The 16,376-nt window shown below is 70.7% G+C and carries 15 protein-coding genes; 5 read left to right on the top strand and 10 right to left on the bottom strand.

Going from position 1 to position 16,376, the window contains the following annotated elements:
- Nucleotides 1–22: 22 nt before the first annotated feature.
- The 5 genes from ACFV9O_RS08935 to ehuB all read right to left on the bottom strand — a co-directional run bounded on the left by ACFV9O_RS08935 (nt 23) and on the right by ehuB (nt 4,001).
- Complete coding sequence (locus ACFV9O_RS08935) at nt 23–781, bottom strand: IclR family transcriptional regulator (protein ID WP_385414253.1); 759 nt, start codon at nt 779–781, stop codon at nt 23–25.
- Between the two features lie 167 nt (nt 782–948).
- The gene (gene ehuA / locus ACFV9O_RS08930) at nt 949–1,704 is read right to left on the bottom strand and encodes an ectoine/hydroxyectoine ABC transporter ATP-binding protein EhuA (protein WP_385414251.1); all 756 of its coding nucleotides are present in this window, start codon (nt 1,702–1,704) and stop codon (nt 949–951) included.
- Between the two features lie 13 nt (nt 1,705–1,717).
- Entirely contained in the window at nt 1,718–2,368 is a 651-nt protein-coding gene (ehuD, locus tag ACFV9O_RS08925; RefSeq protein ID WP_385414248.1) for an ectoine/hydroxyectoine ABC transporter permease subunit EhuD, read from the bottom strand.
- Nucleotides 2,365–3,129: an ectoine/hydroxyectoine ABC transporter permease subunit EhuC gene (gene ehuC, locus ACFV9O_RS08920; RefSeq protein ID WP_385414245.1), complete on the bottom strand. Its 765-nt coding sequence runs from the start codon at nt 3,127–3,129 to the stop codon at nt 2,365–2,367. The genes ehuD and ehuC overlap by 4 nt, the downstream gene beginning before the upstream one ends.
- Nucleotides 3,126–4,001 carry an ectoine/hydroxyectoine ABC transporter substrate-binding protein EhuB gene (gene ehuB / locus ACFV9O_RS08915; protein ID WP_385414243.1) on the bottom strand — a complete coding sequence of 292 codons (876 nt, stop codon included), beginning with the start codon at nt 3,999–4,001 and terminating at the stop codon, nt 3,126–3,128. Before ehuB ends, ehuC begins: the two co-directional genes overlap by 4 nt.
- 42 nt (nt 4,002–4,043) lie before the next feature.
- Here ehuB and ACFV9O_RS08910 point away from each other — a divergent pair, with 42 nt between their 5' ends.
- Complete coding sequence (locus ACFV9O_RS08910; RefSeq protein WP_385414241.1) at nt 4,044–4,535, top strand: DUF3830 family protein; 492 nt, start codon at nt 4,044–4,046, stop codon at nt 4,533–4,535.
- A 353-nt stretch (nt 4,536–4,888) separates the two neighbouring features.
- On the opposite strand, the gene ACFV9O_RS08905 is transcribed toward ACFV9O_RS08910, so the two are convergent.
- Both ACFV9O_RS08905 and ACFV9O_RS08900 read right to left on the bottom strand, forming a co-directional pair.
- Entirely contained in the window at nt 4,889–6,328 is a 1,440-nt protein-coding gene (locus ACFV9O_RS08905; RefSeq protein ID WP_385414238.1) for an amidase, read from the bottom strand.
- Nucleotides 6,318–7,271, bottom strand: coding sequence for a D-2-hydroxyacid dehydrogenase (locus ACFV9O_RS08900; protein WP_385414236.1), 954 nt, complete (start codon nt 7,269–7,271; stop codon nt 6,318–6,320). The genes ACFV9O_RS08905 and ACFV9O_RS08900 overlap by 11 nt, the downstream gene beginning before the upstream one ends.
- 95 nt (nt 7,272–7,366) lie before the next feature.
- Between ACFV9O_RS08900 and ACFV9O_RS08895 the strand changes: the two genes are divergently transcribed.
- The 3 genes from ACFV9O_RS08895 to ACFV9O_RS08885 all read left to right on the top strand — a co-directional run bounded on the left by ACFV9O_RS08895 (nt 7,367) and on the right by ACFV9O_RS08885 (nt 10,226).
- Nucleotides 7,367–8,215 (top strand): decarboxylase, encoded by an 849-nt coding sequence (locus ACFV9O_RS08895; RefSeq protein ID WP_385414314.1) that lies wholly within the window; start codon nt 7,367–7,369, stop codon nt 8,213–8,215.
- A complete protein-coding gene (locus ACFV9O_RS08890; RefSeq protein ID WP_385414311.1) occupies nt 8,212–8,964 on the top strand; it encodes an aspartate/glutamate racemase family protein in 753 nt (250 codons plus the stop codon). The genes ACFV9O_RS08895 and ACFV9O_RS08890 overlap by 4 nt, the downstream gene beginning before the upstream one ends.
- A gap of 104 nt (nt 8,965–9,068) precedes the next feature.
- Nucleotides 9,069–10,226 (top strand): LLM class flavin-dependent oxidoreductase, encoded by a 1,158-nt coding sequence (locus ACFV9O_RS08885; protein WP_385414235.1) that lies wholly within the window; start codon nt 9,069–9,071, stop codon nt 10,224–10,226.
- Here ACFV9O_RS08885 and ACFV9O_RS08880 read toward each other — a convergent pair.
- Nucleotides 10,219–11,427, bottom strand: coding sequence for an ISAs1 family transposase (locus tag ACFV9O_RS08880; RefSeq protein WP_385414232.1), 1,209 nt, complete (start codon nt 11,425–11,427; stop codon nt 10,219–10,221). The genes ACFV9O_RS08885 and ACFV9O_RS08880 overlap by 8 nt on opposite strands.
- Before the next feature lie 466 nt (nt 11,428–11,893).
- Entirely contained in the window at nt 11,894–12,043 is a 150-nt protein-coding gene (locus ACFV9O_RS08875; protein ID WP_385414229.1) for an Arc family DNA-binding protein, read from the bottom strand.
- 37 nt (nt 12,044–12,080) lie between these two features.
- On the opposite strand from ACFV9O_RS08875, the gene ACFV9O_RS08870 reads away from it, so the two are divergent.
- Nucleotides 12,081–13,226: an RNA-guided endonuclease InsQ/TnpB family protein gene (locus tag ACFV9O_RS08870; protein ID WP_385414227.1), complete on the top strand. Its 1,146-nt coding sequence runs from the start codon at nt 12,081–12,083 to the stop codon at nt 13,224–13,226.
- A gap of 827 nt (nt 13,227–14,053) precedes the next feature.
- Here ACFV9O_RS08870 and ACFV9O_RS08865 read toward each other — a convergent pair.
- A complete protein-coding gene (locus ACFV9O_RS08865) occupies nt 14,054–16,078 on the bottom strand; it encodes a putative bifunctional diguanylate cyclase/phosphodiesterase (RefSeq protein WP_385414224.1) in 2,025 nt (674 codons plus the stop codon).
- Between the last annotated feature and the right edge of the window lie 298 nt (nt 16,079–16,376).

Below are 16,376 nucleotides of genomic sequence, written 5' to 3'. Positions count from 1 at the left end.
GGCCCACCGCCCCGGGAGGGCCCTACAGCGCCAGCGACAGCACGACCGGTGCCGCCCTCCGGTTCAGCGTGTCCGCGGCCGCGCGCAGCCGGTGCGCATGCTCGATCGGGAGCGAGAGCGCCAGGCAGCCCACCGAGGATCCGGCCGTCAGCGGCACCGCCGCGCAGACCGTGCCCACCGCGTACTCCTGGAGGTCCAGCACCGGGACCGTGGGCGGCTGTGCGTCCAGCTTCGAGAAGAGGACCCGCTCGTTGGTGATCGTCCTGGAAGTCAGCCGGGCGATCTTGTGGCGCGACAGATGATCCCGGCGCCCGTTCTGGTCGAGCTGGGTGAGCAGGCACTTGCCGACCGCGCTCGCGTGCGCCGCCGAGCGGAAGTCGACCCACTCGTTGACCTTGGGCGTGCGCGGGCCGTCGGCGAACTGGGTGATCTGCACCTCGCCGTCGACGTACCGGCTGATGTAGACCGCTGCACCGACGGAGTCGCGCAGCTCGGTGAGCGTGTCCTGCAGCTTGCGCTCCAGGGCCTCCCGCCGTGTGGTGCCCGAGCCCAGCAGGACGAGAGAGTCGCCGATCACGTACGCCCCGTCGGCGACCTGCTCCACATAGCCTTCGCGCCGCAGCATCAGCAGCAAAGAGGCCAGATGACCGGTCGGCAGACCGGTCTCGCGCGCGATCTGGACGTCGGTGACTCCGCCACCGTGCCTGGAGATCGTCTCCAGAACGCGCAAGGCGTATTGCACCGAGTGGAACGGCGCGGTCGGCTCCGGCTTCAGCGCCACGGTTTCCCCCTACCAGGTTGTGACCGCAAGCTTCCGTTCCACGATAGCCGTCAAGGACCGTTCTCGGGGCGGCTGTTGGCGAGAATTATGCCGCGCCCCAGCACCATATGCTGGGGCGCGCGACAATGGCATATGCCAAAGTCAAAGTAGGTCCCAGGAATGAAAGGTCAGAGCACCGCGCCCAGGAACTCACGGGTACGATCATGCTCCGGCTCGGAAAAGATTTTCTCAGGCGAGCCGGACTCGATGACCTTTCCCGAGTCGAACATCAGCACCTCGTCCGAGATGTCCCGGGCGAAGTTCATCTCATGGGTCACACAGAGCATCGTGATGTCGGTGCTGCGGGCGATGTCCCTGAGCAGATCCAGCACCCCGGCCACCAGCTCCGGGTCGAGCGCCGACGTCACCTCGTCCAGCAGCAGCACCTGCGGGCGCATCGCCAGCGCCCGGGCGATCGCCACCCGCTGCTGCTGACCGCCGGACAGCTGGGTCGGCCGCGCGTCGCAGCGGTCGGCGAGCCCGACGAGGTCCAGCAGCTCACGGGCGCGCTCATCGGCCTCGTCCCTGGACAGGCCGAGCACCCGCACCGGCGCCTCGGTGATGTTCCGCAGCACGCTCATGTTGGGGAAGAGGTTGAACTGCTGGAAGACCATGCCGATCGTCTTGCGTACCTCGCGCCGGTGCTTCTCGTCGGCGGGGTACAGCCGGCCGCCGTTGACGTCGATCGTGCCCTCGTCGGGGCGCTCCAGCGTCATCAGCAGCCGCAGGATCGTCGTCTTGCCGGAGCCGGAGGGCCCGATCAGCGTGACGTGCCGGCCCGGGCGTACCGAGAAGCACAGGTTGTCGAGGACGGTGTTCTCCCCGAAGCGCTTGGTGACGTTCGTGAAGCGGATGAGCTCGTCGTGCTTCGTGTCGTTGGGCATGTCGGTGTGCGTGTCAGCGGGCAAGGCGGCGCTCCAGGGTTCGTACGAGCAGAGAAGCCGGGTAGGCGATGAGGATGAAGGCGATGCCGACGACCGTCAGCGGCTCCGTGTACTGGAAGGTCGCCGCGCTCTCCAGCCGCGACTGCTGGAACATCTCCAGCACTCCGATCCCGGCGAGCAGCGGAGTGTCCTTGAGCATCGCGACGACGTAGTTGCCCAGCGCGGGCGTGATCCGGCGGACCGCCTGCGGAAGGATCACCGCGAACCAGGTCCGGTGGGCCGGCAGGCTCAGCGCCGTCGCGGCCTCCCACTGCCCGGCCGGTACGGCGTCGATGCCGGCCCGGTAGACCTGCGCGGTGTACGTCGAGTAGTGCAGCCCGATCGCGAGTGTGCCGGTGGCGAGCGCGGAGAACTGCACACCCCACTCCGGCAGCACGAAGAACAGGAAGAACAACTGCACCAGCAGCGGGGTGTTCCGGATGAACTCGGTGATCAGCCCGACCGGCCAGCGCACGAGGCGCACACGGGAGCGAAGCCCGAACGCCCAGACCAGGCCGAGCGTGAAGGACAGCAGCGAGCCCAGCACCAGGATCTGCAGCGTGACCAGCACGCCTTCCCAGAAGCGCGGCATGAAGTCCGCGACGGCGGACCAGTCCCAGGTCACTGAGCATCACCTCGTGTCAGCGTGCCGGACGTGACGGTCCGCCCGCTCTTCCGGCCGGGGGCCCAGGGGTTGCCCCCCGAGGAAGTGCCGTCCTTGGTCACCGCCCCGATTCCGATCCCGACATTGGCCTTGGTGCGGCGCTCCAGCGCCTTCATGGAACGGGTGATGACGAAGGCGAGCACGAAGTAGATCACCAGCGTGACCGTGTAGATCTGCGCGCTCTCCTGGGTCGCCAGCCGTACCAGGTACGCCGCGAACGACACATCGCCGACGCCGAGCAGCGACACCAGCGCGGTGCCCTTCAGCAGCTCGACGAGCAGATTGCAGAAGGACGGGACCATCTCGGGCACGGCCTGCGGCAGCAGGATCAGCCGCATCCGCTGCCAGGGCGTGAAGCTGAGGGCGACGCCCGCCTCGCGCTGCTCCGGCGCCACCGCGTTCAGTGCGCCGCGCACGATCTCGGCGCCGTACGCTCCATACGAGAGCCCGAGCGCGAGCACCGCTGCCCACATCGGCACCAGCTGCCACTCCAGCAGCAGCGGCAACACGAAGAACAACCAGAACATCAGGATAAGTGCCGACGTCCCGCGGAACACCTCGGTGTAGAAACCCGCCAGGAAACGGACGAAGCGCGAGCGATGAGTTCTGGCCATGCCCACACCGAACGCGACGACCGCGGCCAGCGCCGCGCTGCAGACGGTGAGCTGGATCGTGATCCAGATCCCCGGGAGCACCCAGTTCTGCCACAGTCCGGCGGTCATCGGCACAGCTCCTTCGCCGTGAGCTCGGTCATCTCGCTCTCGGTGAAGCCGAACCGGCGCAGGATGCGGAAGAGTTCACCGCTCTTCTTCATCCGGTGGATCTCGGAGTTGAAGGCGTCCCGCAGCTCCGTGTCGGTCGGACGGAAGGCGAAGCCGCCGCCGTCGATCTTCTTCTTGCCGTCGACGACCGCGGCGAAGGGCTCGGTCGCCTCCGCCCGGCTGCTCTTGCGCACCACCTCGCGGGTCGTGAGGGCGGTGCCCGCGAAGACGTCGACGCGGCCGGACTCGACGGCGTTCAGCCCGGCCACCTGGTCCTGCAGGATGACGATGTCCTTCTCCGGATAGCCGGCCGCCACCGCGTACTCGATTTCCGCATATCCGGAACCGGTCGCGAATTTCACCCCGGTCCGCACCACGTCCTCGTACGTGCGCAGTTTCTTCGGATTGCCTTTGCGCACGATGAAGGAGTCCAGCATCTGGTATTCGGGGTCCGAGAAGATGACCTGCGCGCAGCGTTCCTTGTTGATGTACATCCCGGCGGAAACCACGTCGAACTGCTGCGAGTTGAGGCCGGGGATCAGGGACGCGAAATCCGTGGCGACGGGCTGGACGTCGGCGACGCCGAGCCGCTGGAAGACGGCCTTGGCGAGCTCGGGGGCCTCGCCCGTGAAGGCGCCCTGGTCGTCGATGTAGCCGTACGGCACCTCGCCCGCGATCCCGAGACGCACCATGCCCTGCGATCTCAGCCGGGCGAGCGGGTCCCCGGAGGGCACCCGGGCACAGCCCGCGGCGGCGAGGGCGCCTCCCGTACCGAGCAGCAGCGTGCGCCGCCGTATCGCATGTCTGGTGTGTTCAGCCGTGTGTGGAGCCATGGGCGCGCGGCTACCCCGCCCGAGTCGGGGTATGCGTAGCCAATGGCCGATCGATTCATCGACGTTTCGCTCGCAAAGCGCGGGGTGCACTGCACCGCGCGCCTCCTCGACGACCGGGCGCCCGTGACCTGCCGGACGGTGTGGGACGCGCTGCCACTGGGCGGTGACGTGTACCACGCGAAGTACGCGCGCAACGAGATCTACGCCCTGTTCGCCGCCTTCGCCGACCGGGAGCCGCCGCTGGAGAACCCGACGGTGACCCCGATCCCGGGCGACCTCTGCTACTTCACCTTCAGCGGGACGGAACTGGGCACGGCGGCGTACGGCTACGACCGCGACGTCGCACGGCCGGTCACCGTCGACCTCGCGCTCTTCTACGAGCGCAACAACCTCCTGCTGAACGGTGACACGGGGTGGGTGCCCGGGATCGTGTGGGGCCAGGTCGTCGACGGCCTGGACCGCATGGCGGACGCCTGCCAGGACTTGTGGCGGGCGGGGGCGCTGGGGGAGACGCTCACCTTCCGCCGGGCATGACGGGGGCCGCGCCCCGGACCCGTTGCGGGGGCTCCGCCCCGGGCCGCTGGGGGCTTCGCCCCCAGACCCTCGTCGTGCTCGGCACCGTCCGGTCGGTCCATGTGTCCGTCCTCGATCGCCGGACGGGCTCCACGTGAGCCGGTACGGCCGGATGGGCCGTGGTGGACGGGCTCCGAAGGAGCCCCCGCTGGAGGTCCCCACGCCCGCAGGGCGCAGGGGAGCGCCCGGGGCGGAGCCCCAGAAGGGGGCTGGGGCGCAGCCCCCCGCGCGACGGAGCCGCACATCGACACAGCCGGGAAGGGGTGGGGCGGGGAGAAGGACCGCCGCAGACGCCTCCGCCCCGCCAGGCGCCGCTACACGGCGCGCGGCGCCGGGATCGATGCCGCGCCCGAGGCGTAGAGCGCGTGTGCCGCACGCAGCACCAGCGCGTCCGCGTGGCGCGCCGCGATCAGCTGGACGCCGACCGGGAGCCCGTCCCCGTCCACCCCGCACGGCACCGTCGCCGCCGGCTGCTGCGTGAGGTTGAAGGGGTACGTGAACGGCGTCCACCCCGTCCACCGCCGGTGCCCGGAGCCGTGCGGGACCTCGGCGCCCGCCTCGAACGCCGTGATCGGCAGCGTCGGCGTGACGAGCAGGTCGTACGAGGTGTGGAAGCGCCCCATCCGCCGCCCCAGGTCCATCCGGACGTCCACGGCCGCGAGATGGTCCAGCGCCGACGCCCGCGCACCGGCCGCACAGATGTCCCGCAGCCCGGGGTCGAGCAACTCCCGCTGCTCCTTGCCGAGGTGCTGCACCAGCCGCGCCGCCCCGCTGAACCACAGGGTGTGGAAGGCGTCCACCGGGTCCGTGATGTCCGGGTCCGTCTCCTCGATGTACGCGCCCAGTTCGGCGAGCCGTCCCACGGCCGCGCGGACCGCCGCGGCGACGGCGGGCCGTACCGCGACCTGCCCGCCGAGGGACGGCGAGTACGCGATCCGCAGCCCCTTCACCCCTTCGGAGCCCTCCGTGAGTCCGGGACTCGTGGCGGCCGCGGGCGGCAGCTGCGACCAGTCGCGCCAGTCGGGCCCGCTGAGCACGTCGAGCAGCAGCGCCGCGTCGGCCGCGTCCCTGGCCATCGGCCCGGCGTGGGACAGCGTGCCGAAGGGGCTCGCCGGATAGAGCGGGATCCGGCCGTACGTCGGCTTCAGCCCGAAGATCCCGCAGAAGGACGCCGGGATGCGGACCGAGCCGCCGCCGTCCGTCCCGATCGACAGCGGGGCCGCCCCGACCGCGACGGCCACGGCGCTGCCGCCGCTGGACCCGCCCGACGTCCGCGTCACGTCGTACGGGTTGCGGGTGATCCCGGTGAGCGGGGAGTCCGTGACGCCCTTCCAGCCGAACTCGGGCGTCGTCGTCTTGCCGACGAGCACCGCCCCGTGCTCCCGCAGCCGGGCCACGGCCGGGGCGTCCTCGTCCCAGGCGCGGGCGTCCGTGCGCACGGTCCGCGAGCCGCGCAGGGTCGGGGCGCCCGCCTGGAGCAGCAGGTCCTTCACCGTCACGGGCACGCCGTCGAGCAGGCCGAGCGGCTCGCCGCGGCGGTGGCGCTCGGTGGCGGCCCCGGCCTGGGCCAGGGCCTGCTCGGCATCGACCCGGACGAACGCGTTCACCGCGGGCTCCACCGCCTCGATCCGCTCCAGGACGGCGCGGGTCGCGTCCACGGGGGAGAAGTCGCCCCGCTCGTAGCCGGCGATGAGTTGACGTGCGGTCAGGGCGGTCAGGTCGCTCGTGCTCGTGGCGATCGGCTCAGGAGTCATGGGTGGGGACGTACCCACGTTTCTTGTCGACCACGTTCGGCAGCGGTTTTCCGGCCGCCCACAGGGCGAACAGCTCGACGAACTGCGCGCCGAGCCGGTCCCGCCAGCCGACCGTGTCGCCACTCATGTGCGGCGAGACGATCAGGCCCGGAACGTCCCAGAGCGGGCTGTCGGGACCCAGCGGCTCGTGCGTGAACACATCGAGGGCCGCGCCCGCGATCCGCCGCCCGGTCAGCGCCGCGACCAGGTCGTCCTCCACCACCAGCGCACCCCGCCCCACATTGATGAACCGGGCCGACCGCTGCATGAGCGCGAAGCGCCGCGCGTCGAACATGCCGTGTGTCGCGCCCGTCAGCGGCGCCGCGCAGACGACCCAGTCGGCGCGGGCCAGCAGCCGGTCGAGGTCCTCGGCCCCGTGCACACCGGGCCGCGCGGTGCGCCCGGTGACGGCGACCGTCACCCCGAGCGCCCGCAGGGAGCGCGCGACGGCCAGGCCGATGGGGCCCGCGCCGACGACGACCGCCCGGCTCCGTGCGACCTGCAGGCTCTCGCGGTGCCGCCAGCGCCGCTGCCGCTGGAGCTCCAGCGTGCCGGGGAGGTCCTTCGCCATGGCGAGCACCAGACCGGCCACGTACTCGGCGATGGGCTCCTCGAAGATCCCCCGGGCATTGGTCAGCACGGTGTCCGACGCGGCGAACTCGGGGCTGAGGAGCCGGTCGACACCCGCGCTGGGGGTGTGCACCCAGCGGGGCCGCGGGCCCGGGCCCGGCCACGCCCGGCGTACCGCGTCCGAGGTGAAGTCCCACACCAGCAGCGCATCGGCATGCGGCAGTTCGGCGGCGAGGCGGCGGTCGTCGGCGTACCGGACATCGGCCTGGCCGGCGAGCGCTCCGAGGCGTGGCGGAGGGTCCGCCTCCAGTACGAGAAGAATCGGGACCGACATCGCGGGGACACCGTTTCTGAACGTCTGACATGTACGGATTGACCCACGCTCGCACCCCAACCTACCGTCGTCAACATGACGTAAGGGGGCCCGTGGTGAATCTGTCCCTCGATGTTTCCTGGCTGGGCGGCCCGGCCCCCCAGCGGGGGATCGGCGTGGTCGCCCCTTTCGACTTCGCGCTCGACCGTGAGCTGTGGCGCTGGGTCCCCGACGACGTCTCGCTGCGCGTGACGCGTACGCCGTACGTGCCCGTCGAGGTCTCCCTCGACCTGGCCCGGCTGGTCAGCGAGCACGAGACGCTCGGTGAGGCGGTGCGCGCCCTGTCCGCGTCCGAGCCGGAGGTCGTGGCGTACGCGTGCACCAGCGGCAGCTTCGTCGGCGGGCTGGCGGGCGAGCGCGCCATGTGCGAGGCGATGACCCAGGCGGGGGACGTCGCATCGCTCACCACGTCGGGCGCCCTGCTCGAGGCCCTCGACGAGCTGGGTGCCGGCCGTATCGCCCTGGTCACCCCCTACACGGAGTCGGTGACCCGGGCGCTGGAGGAGTACCTGGGCGAAGCTGGGGTAGCGGTCACGGGTCGCGCCTTCCTGGGGTTGACGCGGCACATCTGGAAGGTGCCGTACCGCTCCGTGGTGGACATGGCGCGCCAAGCCGTGGTGGGCGCGGCGGACGCGCTCTTCATCAGCTGCACCAATCTGCCGACGTACGACGCGATACCCCAGCTGGAGGCGGAGCTGCGCATGCCGGTGATCTCCGCGAACCAGGTCACGATGTGGGCCGCGCTGCGCCGCATCGGGGTGTACGCGGTCGGCCCGTACCAGGCCCTGCTCATGGACGCGGTGGCGCCGTCGTCGGGCGGGATCGACGGTCCCCAGGGACTGCCGGAGCCCCAGGGGCTGCCCGAGCCCCAGGCGCTGCCCGAGGAACAGGAAGGATGGACATGACGACCGTCGGACTCCTCTACCCGGGACACTCCGCCGAGGACGACTACCCCCGCATCGCGGTGCTGCTCGACAGCGACATCCGGCTCCCGCTCTTCCACACCGACATCGGCGAGGACGCGCACCGGACGGACGCGCTGATCGAGATGGGAGCGCCGGAGCGGCTGGCGGCCGGGGTCGAGGAGCTGCGGCTCGCCGGGGCGGAGTCGCTGGTGTGGGCCTGCACGAGCGGCAGCTTCATCCGGGGGTGGGCGGGGGCCCAGGAGCAGATCCGGGAGCTGGCCCGGACGGCGGGGCTGCCGGCGTCGAGCACGTCGTTCGCCTTCGTCCACGCGGCGCGGGCGCTGGGCGCCACACGGGTCGCGGTCGCGGCGACGTACCCGGAGGACGTCACCGCCTCCTTCGAGGAGTTCCTCCGGGCGGCCGGGCTGGAGGTGACGGCGGCACGGGCGAGCGGCGTCGTGACCGCGGCCGAGGTCGGCACATGGGGGCGCGAGCAGGTCCTGGGACTGGCCCGCGCGGGGGACGACCCGCGGGCGGAGGCGGTGCTGATGCCCGACACCGCCCTGCACACCGTGGCGTATCTGGAGGAGCTGGAGGCGGAACTGGGCAAACCGGTCCTCACGGCGAACCAGGTGACGGTGTGGGAGGGGCTGCGGCTGGCCGACCGCAAGGCGTGGGCGGACGAGCTGGGCAGGCTCTTCGCCCGCCCCGACTGGGACCGGTCCGAGTGGAAACCCGATGCGGAGTGACGACGGGGGAGCGTTGACGTCCGGCGGCGGCCGGGCCGGGAATAAAACGGAGAGGGCCTCCTGTTGATGCCGTGTTGACGCACGGCAAGGCAGGAGGGCCACCAGTGGACGCAGTGGACGCAGGCGACGACATCCGAGGCAAGGCGACCGGAACCGCCCCCGTACCCCTGTCGGTACTGGACCTGGTCTCCGTCGGCAGCGGCCGCACCGCCACCCAGGCCCTGCGCGCCAGTGTGGACCTCGCCCGGCTCGCCGAGCGCCGTGGCTACCACCGCCACTGGGTCGCCGAGCACCACTCGATGCCGGGCGTCGCCTCGTCGTCCCCCGCCGTGATCCTGGCCCATCTGGCCGCCCACACCGAGCGCATCCGGCTCGGCTCCGGCGGTGTGATGCTGCCCAACCACGCGCCCCTGGTGATCGCCGAGCAGTTCGGCACTCTGGAGGCCCTCGCCCCCGGCCGGGTCGACCTGGGCCTCGGCCGCGCGCCCGGCACCGACGGCGCCACCGCGGCCGCCCTGCGCCGCACGGACAGGCTCAACGAGGATGCCGACGACTTCCCGCAGCAGCTCGCCGAGCTGACCCGATTCCTGGACGACGACTTCCCGGACGGCCACCCGTACGCCCGTATCCACGCCGTCCCCGGGCCGGTGCAGGCCACGGCGCCCGGCGGGGTCCAGTCCACCGCCCGGCCCCCGATCTGGCTGCTCGGCTCCTCCGGCTTCAGCGCCCGGCTCGCCGGAATGCTCGGTCTGCCCTTCGCCTTCGCCCACCACTTCTCGGCGCAGAACACGATCCCGGCGCTCGACCTCTACCGCGACACCTTCCGCCCGTCCGAGGTCCTGGACGCCCCCTACGCGCTGATCGGCGTCTCCGCGCTCGCCGCCGACGACGCCCGCGAGGCCCGCCGTCAGGTGCTGGCCGGCGCCCTGGCCATGGTCCGGCTGCGCACCGGCCGGCCGGGTCTGATCCCGACGCCGGAGGAGGCCGAGGCGTACGCGTTCAGCCCGATGGAGCGGGAGTTCGTGGACAGCTGGCTCGGGAACGTCGTCCACGGCACTCCGGACGAGGTCCGCACGGGCCTCGACGACCTCCAGAAGCGCACGGGCGCCGACGAGCTGATGATCACGGCCAACGCGCACGGCGGCGACGCGCGTCTGCGGTCGTACGAGCTGATCGCGGACGCGTACGGACTGCCGGACGCGTACGGACCGCCGGACGCAGGGCGGCGTCGTTCAGGGGATCTGTCCGGTTTGATCACGTGATGCCGAGGGTGGTCAGTGGTCGGGTGGCGTCTCGGGAGTGCTTGCGCAGGCCGGCGGCGATGTTGCCGCAGCCGGTCAGGCGGAGGGCGCCGATGGCCAGGTTGCGCAGTGCGGCCATGGCCCGGGGTGCGGTCCCGGTGCGAACGTGTGAGGCGTCCTCGGCAAAGGTGGTGTCGCGGACGTGGTGGATCTTGTTCTCGATGCCCCAGTGTTCGCGGACGCGGTGCGCGATCTCGGGGGCGTCGGCGTGCTCCGCTGCCAGGTCGGTGACCGCGTAGACGCGTTCGAGGGTGACCTTGCCGGTGGCGATGACGCGGCGGCGTCGCACGATCTGCACGGCCTGGACCGCGTGCGGGAAGCCGAGTCCGCGGGTGACGGTGGCGGTTTTGACGCGGCGGATCTCGTCGCGGCCGTGCGCGGTGGCGCGGGTCTTGTCCATCAGCGGCACCTCCCGCCAGGGCAGTTGCTTCAGGTACTGGTGCAGCAGCGGCTGGTTCCCCTTGATCACCGCGATGTAGTGGGCTTGCTTCTCCTCCACCAGGAAGCGGGCGTGGGCGGTTTGTGAGTGCAGGGCGTCGAAGGTGACCACAATGTCGGTCAGGTCGAGTGGGGCGAGCATCGGCCGGAAGACGGTGATTTCGTTGGTCTTGCCGCCCACCTCGCGCTGGGCGGTGACCAGTCCGGTGCCGGTCATCGCGGCGAGCAGGTGGACCTGGGTGCCGTCGGCGCGACGGGCGCCGCGCACGGTCTTGCCGTCCACGGCCAGAGAGTGACGGGGTTGCCGGGCTCGGTCCTGACCGGGTCGCGGGCGGCCGGGGTCGCGGGCAGCGAGCCAGGTGCCGATTGCCGTGTCGAGGGCGTCGCCGTCCACGCGCTGCAGGACCCGGCGCACCGTGGCCTCGGCCGGAGGGGTGGGACCGGACGGTTCGCGACCCGGGCCGCCGAGAGCGGTGAGTACGGCGGGTGATGCGTCGGCGGCCCACTCCGTGATCGCGGCGAGGGATTTCGCACCGGCCAGAACCGCGCACGCGGCGAGCGCGAGGATGAAGGCGAGGGGATGGCGCCGCCCCTCCGCCCGTCGGGTATCCGGCACCGCTGCGAGGCAGACCAGCAGGCCCGGGTGGTCCTCGGGCTCGGCGGGCCGGACAACGGCGAGTTGGCTCAGGCCGGCGGGGATGGGCGATGATGAGCGGGCAGGCACGGTCTTCCGTTGCGGTGATCAGGGACTCGACACCTCATGATCACCCGGAGGCCGTGCCTGCCTCCGTTCCGGCCCCGCGAACTCCGCAGCCATGTCCGTCACCTGAACCAGCATCAAGTCGGACAGATCCTCTGAACGACGCCGCCCTGCCGCCGGACGGGCCGGAGCGGGCGGACCGGCCGGAGCCGGTCGCGTAAATCCTGGGTTTCGCGGGCGGAGTGGTTCACCCCTGAAACGCCCTCCGGCGGTTCCCTGAAGGCAGCCTTAAGCCGCTCGTCACCGATGGTGGCGAGCGGCTCCGTATATGCGCGAGGCGGCTCCGACGAGGGAATTCCCCTTGAAGTTGGTTTAGTCCTCAATCTGGTTCAGGCCGTTGGTGCGGTATTCGCGCAGCGGCTATCGGGATCGTCAGCCCGGAGTACTGCCGACTGCCCCGCGTCGCGGGGCAGGGAAAGGCGAATCACCGTCAGGGCGATTCGCCGTCTGCCTCCACGGCGGTGAGAGCGACCTCAAGCAAGTGCACGATCTCAGAGTTGAGGGACCGCCGGTCGGCTTCTGCCTGAGCCGTCAGCCGGGCATGGACGTCATCGGGAAGGCGTAGAGTCAACTGAACCATGACACCATCATAGGCTCACTCTGGTATCGTGATCGTTATGAAGCTCAGGTACCAGTTCCGTCTGTACCCGAGCGCTCCGCAGAAGATCGAGCTGGCGAAGGTGTTCGGGTGCGCCCGTGTCGTCCGGAACGACGCGTTGCATATCCGCCAGGACGCCTACCAGCAGGACATGGCACTCCCCTCGATTGTCGAGCTGGCCAAGCTGGTGATCACCGAGGCCAAGAAGAGGCCCGAGCGTGCATGGCTCGGCGAGGTCTCGGCGGTCGTACTTCAGTCGTCCCTGCGGGATCTCCAGACGGCATACAGCAACTTCTTCGCGTCGAAGAAGGGCACCCGCAAGGGTCCGAAGATCGGGCCTCCGCGCTTCAAGAAGAAGGCCGGCCGTCAGGCGGTCAGGTTCACCAAGGCCGCCCGCTTCTTTATCACCAAGAACGGCAGGCTCCGGCTCCCGAAGATCGGCGACGTGCGTGTGCGCTGGTCCCGAGAGCTTCCCTCCGACCCGTCATCCGTGACGGTCATCAAGGACGCGGCAGGCAGGTTCTTTGCCTCGTTCGTGATCGAGACCGAGGACAAGCCCCTGCCGGAGCTGGACTGGGAGGAGACGGACACCGGGATCGACCTGGGCCTGTCCTCCTACGCGGTGCTGCGGGGCCGGAAGATCGCTTCTCCGAAGTTCTTCCGGCGTCAGGAGAAAAAGCTCCGGCGCGCCCAGCGCAAGCTCAGCAGGTGCGTCAAGGGGTCCAGTAATCGTCGTAAGGCCAAGCTCGCCGTAGCGAAGATCCATGCCCGTGTCCCTGACCAGCGGCGCGACTTCACCGACCAGGAGACCACCCGGATAGTCCGCGAGAGTCAAGCGGTCTACCTGGAGGACCTGAACGTGAAGGGCATGGCCAAGACCTTCGGTAAAAGTCTGCACGACCTGAGCCTCGGCATGTTCGCCCGCACCCTCGAGGCCAAGTGCGCAAGGTACGGGCGGACATTCGTCAAGGTCGACCGGTTCTTCCCCAGCACCCAGATGTGCTCCGCATGCGGGGCACTCACCGGCCCGAAGGGGAAAGCAGGGCTGCGGATACGCACCTGGACGTGCGACTGCGGAACCCGACACGACCGGGACCAGAACGCCGAGTGCAACCTCCGCCTGGAGGGGCGAAGCATCGTGGCCGAGGGACGACCGGACACGTAAAACGCCTGCGGAGCCCGTGTAAGACCCGGCAAGCCGGGCGGTGGGTGATGAAACAGGAACCACCCGAAGGCCGTCGCTCAACAACGGCGGCCAGGCGGGAATCTCCCGGCTTCAGCCGGGAGAGACGTCAACACTTCTCCAACTCCCTTACCGCGCATCCCCCTCGGAGGCCGCACGTGCACCCCGCAGACTCGGGATAGCCCGGCACGACCGGCGAATGGGGCGTCTGGCAGGACCTCGGCATCTGCTGACCGCCGCCCGCTCCTCTTGACCACTGTCCCCCCGGGACGTCACGACCCGGCCGGGGGCGGTTCCACGTCCTTCCTCACGCGGCGGAGCCGCAAATCGACGAGGGGAGAAAGTCCGCCGCAGGCGCACCTCCGGCCGACCCCCGTGGACCGCGCGCATGGACGGACGCAGGGGCTCCGGGGATGCTGAGGCCATGTGGGCCTCCGAAGAAGACTGGGACTGGAGCATCGGCGCCGCAGTCGCTTACGACGACTCGGTCCGGGAGAACTCGTGGGTCCCCCCGGTCGCCGAACTGCTCTTCCGGACGGCTAGGGAGAGTTCCCTCCGCCGCTTCATCCCCTTCACCAGCCACAACAGCCTGCGGCTCGCCACGGCTTTCGACTTCGTGAACGGCGACGTCGAGATCCTGGACCCCCTTATCGGATTCGTCTACGACGACTGCGAGAGCGCCGACCGCAGGCCTCTCTACTGGGTCTATCGCCAGCAGCCCGTCGACGAGGTCGAGCAGGCGCATCCGAGCCTGAAGACGTACGACGTCGACGAAGCGGTGCGCGAGCTGGAACGGTTGACCGCCGACATCACACCGCCAGGGGACCGATTCCGCCGATCATCCCGTCGATACGTTCCGGCGCCACCGCCCGTGAGTACAGCCAGCCCTGGCCCGTGTCGCAGCCGATGCGTCTCAGGCGCTCCGCCTGGCCCGCCGTCTCGACGCATTCCGCGGTGACCGTGAGGCCCAGGCGGTGGGCCAGCTGGACCATCGCCTCGACGATCGTCTCGTCGGCCGGATTCGGGTGGGCGCCGTCGTCGTAGCGGAAGCCGCGAACAAACGATCCGTCGAGTTTCAGTACGGACACCGGAAGGCGGCTGAGATACGCCAGGTTGGAGTACCCCGTACCGAAGTCGTCGATCGCGATGCGCACGCCCATGTCGCTGAGCGACTGGAGTGCCTGGAGCGGGCGGCCCGCCGAGCCCATCACCGCCGATTCGGTGAGCTCCAGCTGGAGGAGATGCGGGGCGAGGCCCGTCTCGGCGAGGATGCCCGCGACGTCCGCGACGAGGTCGGAGTCCCACACCTGGCGTACGGCGACGTTGACGCTGACGAAGATCGGTGCCGCGCCGGGGTGGTCCGTCTGCCACTGGCGGGCCTGGCGGCAGGCCGTCCGCAGCACCCAGCGGCCGAGCTGGACGATCGAGCCGTCCTCTTCAGCAATTCCGATGAACCGATTCGGCGCCAGTGTGCCGAACTGCGGGTGGTTCCACCGCACCAGCGCCTCGACCCCCCGCACCGCCCCGTCCGCCATCCCCACCAGCGGCTGGTACTCGAGGGCGAACTCCCCGCGCTCGACGGCCGGCCGGAGCGTGGACGACAACGCCTGACGGGTCATCCGGTGGGCGTTGCGCTCGGGGTCGAAGAGGGTCCAGCGGGCCTTGCCGTCGGCCTTCGCCCAGTACAGCGTCGTGTCCGCGTCCTGCATCAGACCGGTCGCCGTCGTCCCGTCCGCGGCCCGCTCCACGACCCCGATCGAGGCCGAGACCGACAGCCGCTGCCCGGCCAGGTCGAACGGCTGCTGGAGCGCGACGAGCACGGACCGTGCCAGATCCGCGAGTTGCTCCGTACCCGTGGAGTCCTCGACCAGGATCGCGAACTCGTCGCCCCCCAGCCGTGCCACCAGATGCCCGCCGCTGCGCGTGTAACCGTCGCTGTCGGCGCACTCGGTGAGCCGGCCCGCCACGGCCGCCAGCAGCCGGTCGCCGACGCGGTGGCCGAGAGTGTCGTTGACGGCCTTGAAACCGTCGAGGTCGAGGTAGCACAGCCCGATCCGGCCGGTGCCGCCGTGCTCGTACGACGACGCCTCCAGGGCGGCGCTGAGCCGTTCGAAGAACAGGGTGCGGTTGGGCAGCCGGGTCACCGGGTCGTGCATCTGGAGATGGCGCAGCCGCGCCTGCAGCTCGCGCCGGTCGCTGATGTCGGCGATGGAGAGGAGGACGCGGCGGCTGTCCGGCACGGGCGCGACCGTGACCTCCGCCCAGAGGGCGCGCCCGTCGGGGTGCTTGAGCCGGCGGGTGCAGCGGAAGCGGGAGCGGCGGCCGCGGAGCACCTCGCGGTACGCGTGCCAGGTGCGGCCGTCGGACGCCAGGTCGACGAGGTCGGCGGCGGACTGCTCGTACAGCGCGGCGGGTTCGGTGCCGAGGAGCGTCGCGAGCGCGTCGTTCGCGGTGACGACGAGGCCGTCGTGGTCGACGACGGCCATGGCGAGCTGGGCGGTGTTGAACGCGGCGCGGTAGTCGCTGAGCTCCGCGGTGGTCGGCGGGGCGGGGCAGGGGGCGGGCGCAGGACCGGATACGGGTGCAGGTGCAGGGCCGGATGCGGCGGGCGGGTCCAGAGCGGGCGCGGCGGGCGGCTGCGCGAGGCTCGGCGCGACGGGCGGCGGGGCGGGCGCGGCCGAGGTGGCCGGCGGGGCGGTGACCGGAGCCGTGGCCGTCGAGGCGCCCGCGGTGTGCGTGTCCCCCGCTGCCACATGACGCTCCGTAACCGGCGGTAGGGCGCTCCCGGGCGCCGCGACCGCCGCGGGACTCGGTCCTTCGGTGTTTCCGCTCACCGCTCGCTCCCGCTGTGCGTCGTGTCGTTCAGGTCCGGTCGGGGCCGGAAAGCCGGGAAAGTGTGCCGATCATAGAGGCTGGCCGGGCGGCCGTTCCAGCTTCTCCGTCGTGATCAAGCGCACTCGAAGGTCCAGACCGATCGTTTCTGCACGGGTGTGGCCTCGGTCGACGCCGTCGTGATCGGTTGTGACTTTCTGTGAGACACCGGGGTGTCGCCCCGGCCTCACCCGACCAGGTCAGCGGAAAGGTGCGAATCACAGAAAATCATCACAAGGTGGGTGAGGCGTCCCGTATTCC

Origin of the sequence: Streptomyces sp. NPDC059909 (assembly GCF_042730885.1) — a bacterium.
Taxonomy (GTDB): Bacteria; Actinomycetota; Actinomycetes; order Streptomycetales; family Streptomycetaceae; genus Streptomyces.
This window is presented reverse-complemented; position numbering and strand designations above follow the sequence as displayed.

Bases quoted from the DNA above. Each gene is read 5' to 3' on its own strand.
- ehuA (WP_385414251.1), bottom strand. From the start codon at position 1,704: ATGCCCAACGACACGAAGCACGACGAGCTCATCCGCTTCACGAACGTC.
- ehuC (WP_385414245.1), bottom strand. From the start codon at position 3,129: ATGACCGCCGGACTGTGGCAGAACTGGGTGCTCCCGGGGATCTGGATC.
- ehuB (WP_385414243.1), bottom strand. From the start codon at position 4,001: ATGGCTCCACACACGGCTGAACACACCAGACATGCGATACGGCGGCGC.
- ACFV9O_RS08910 (WP_385414241.1), top strand. From the start codon at position 4,044: ATGGCCGATCGATTCATCGACGTTTCGCTCGCAAAGCGCGGGGTGCAC.
- ACFV9O_RS08905 (WP_385414238.1), bottom strand. From the start codon at position 6,328: ATGACTCCTGAGCCGATCGCCACGAGCACGAGCGACCTGACCGCCCTG.
- ACFV9O_RS08900 (WP_385414236.1), bottom strand. From the start codon at position 7,271: ATGTCGGTCCCGATTCTTCTCGTACTGGAGGCGGACCCTCCGCCACGC.
- ACFV9O_RS08890 (WP_385414311.1), top strand. From the start codon at position 8,212: ATGACGACCGTCGGACTCCTCTACCCGGGACACTCCGCCGAGGACGAC.
- ACFV9O_RS08875 (WP_385414229.1), bottom strand. From the start codon at position 12,043: ATGGTTCAGTTGACTCTACGCCTTCCCGATGACGTCCATGCCCGGCTG.
- ACFV9O_RS08870 (WP_385414227.1), top strand. From the start codon at position 12,081: ATGAAGCTCAGGTACCAGTTCCGTCTGTACCCGAGCGCTCCGCAGAAG.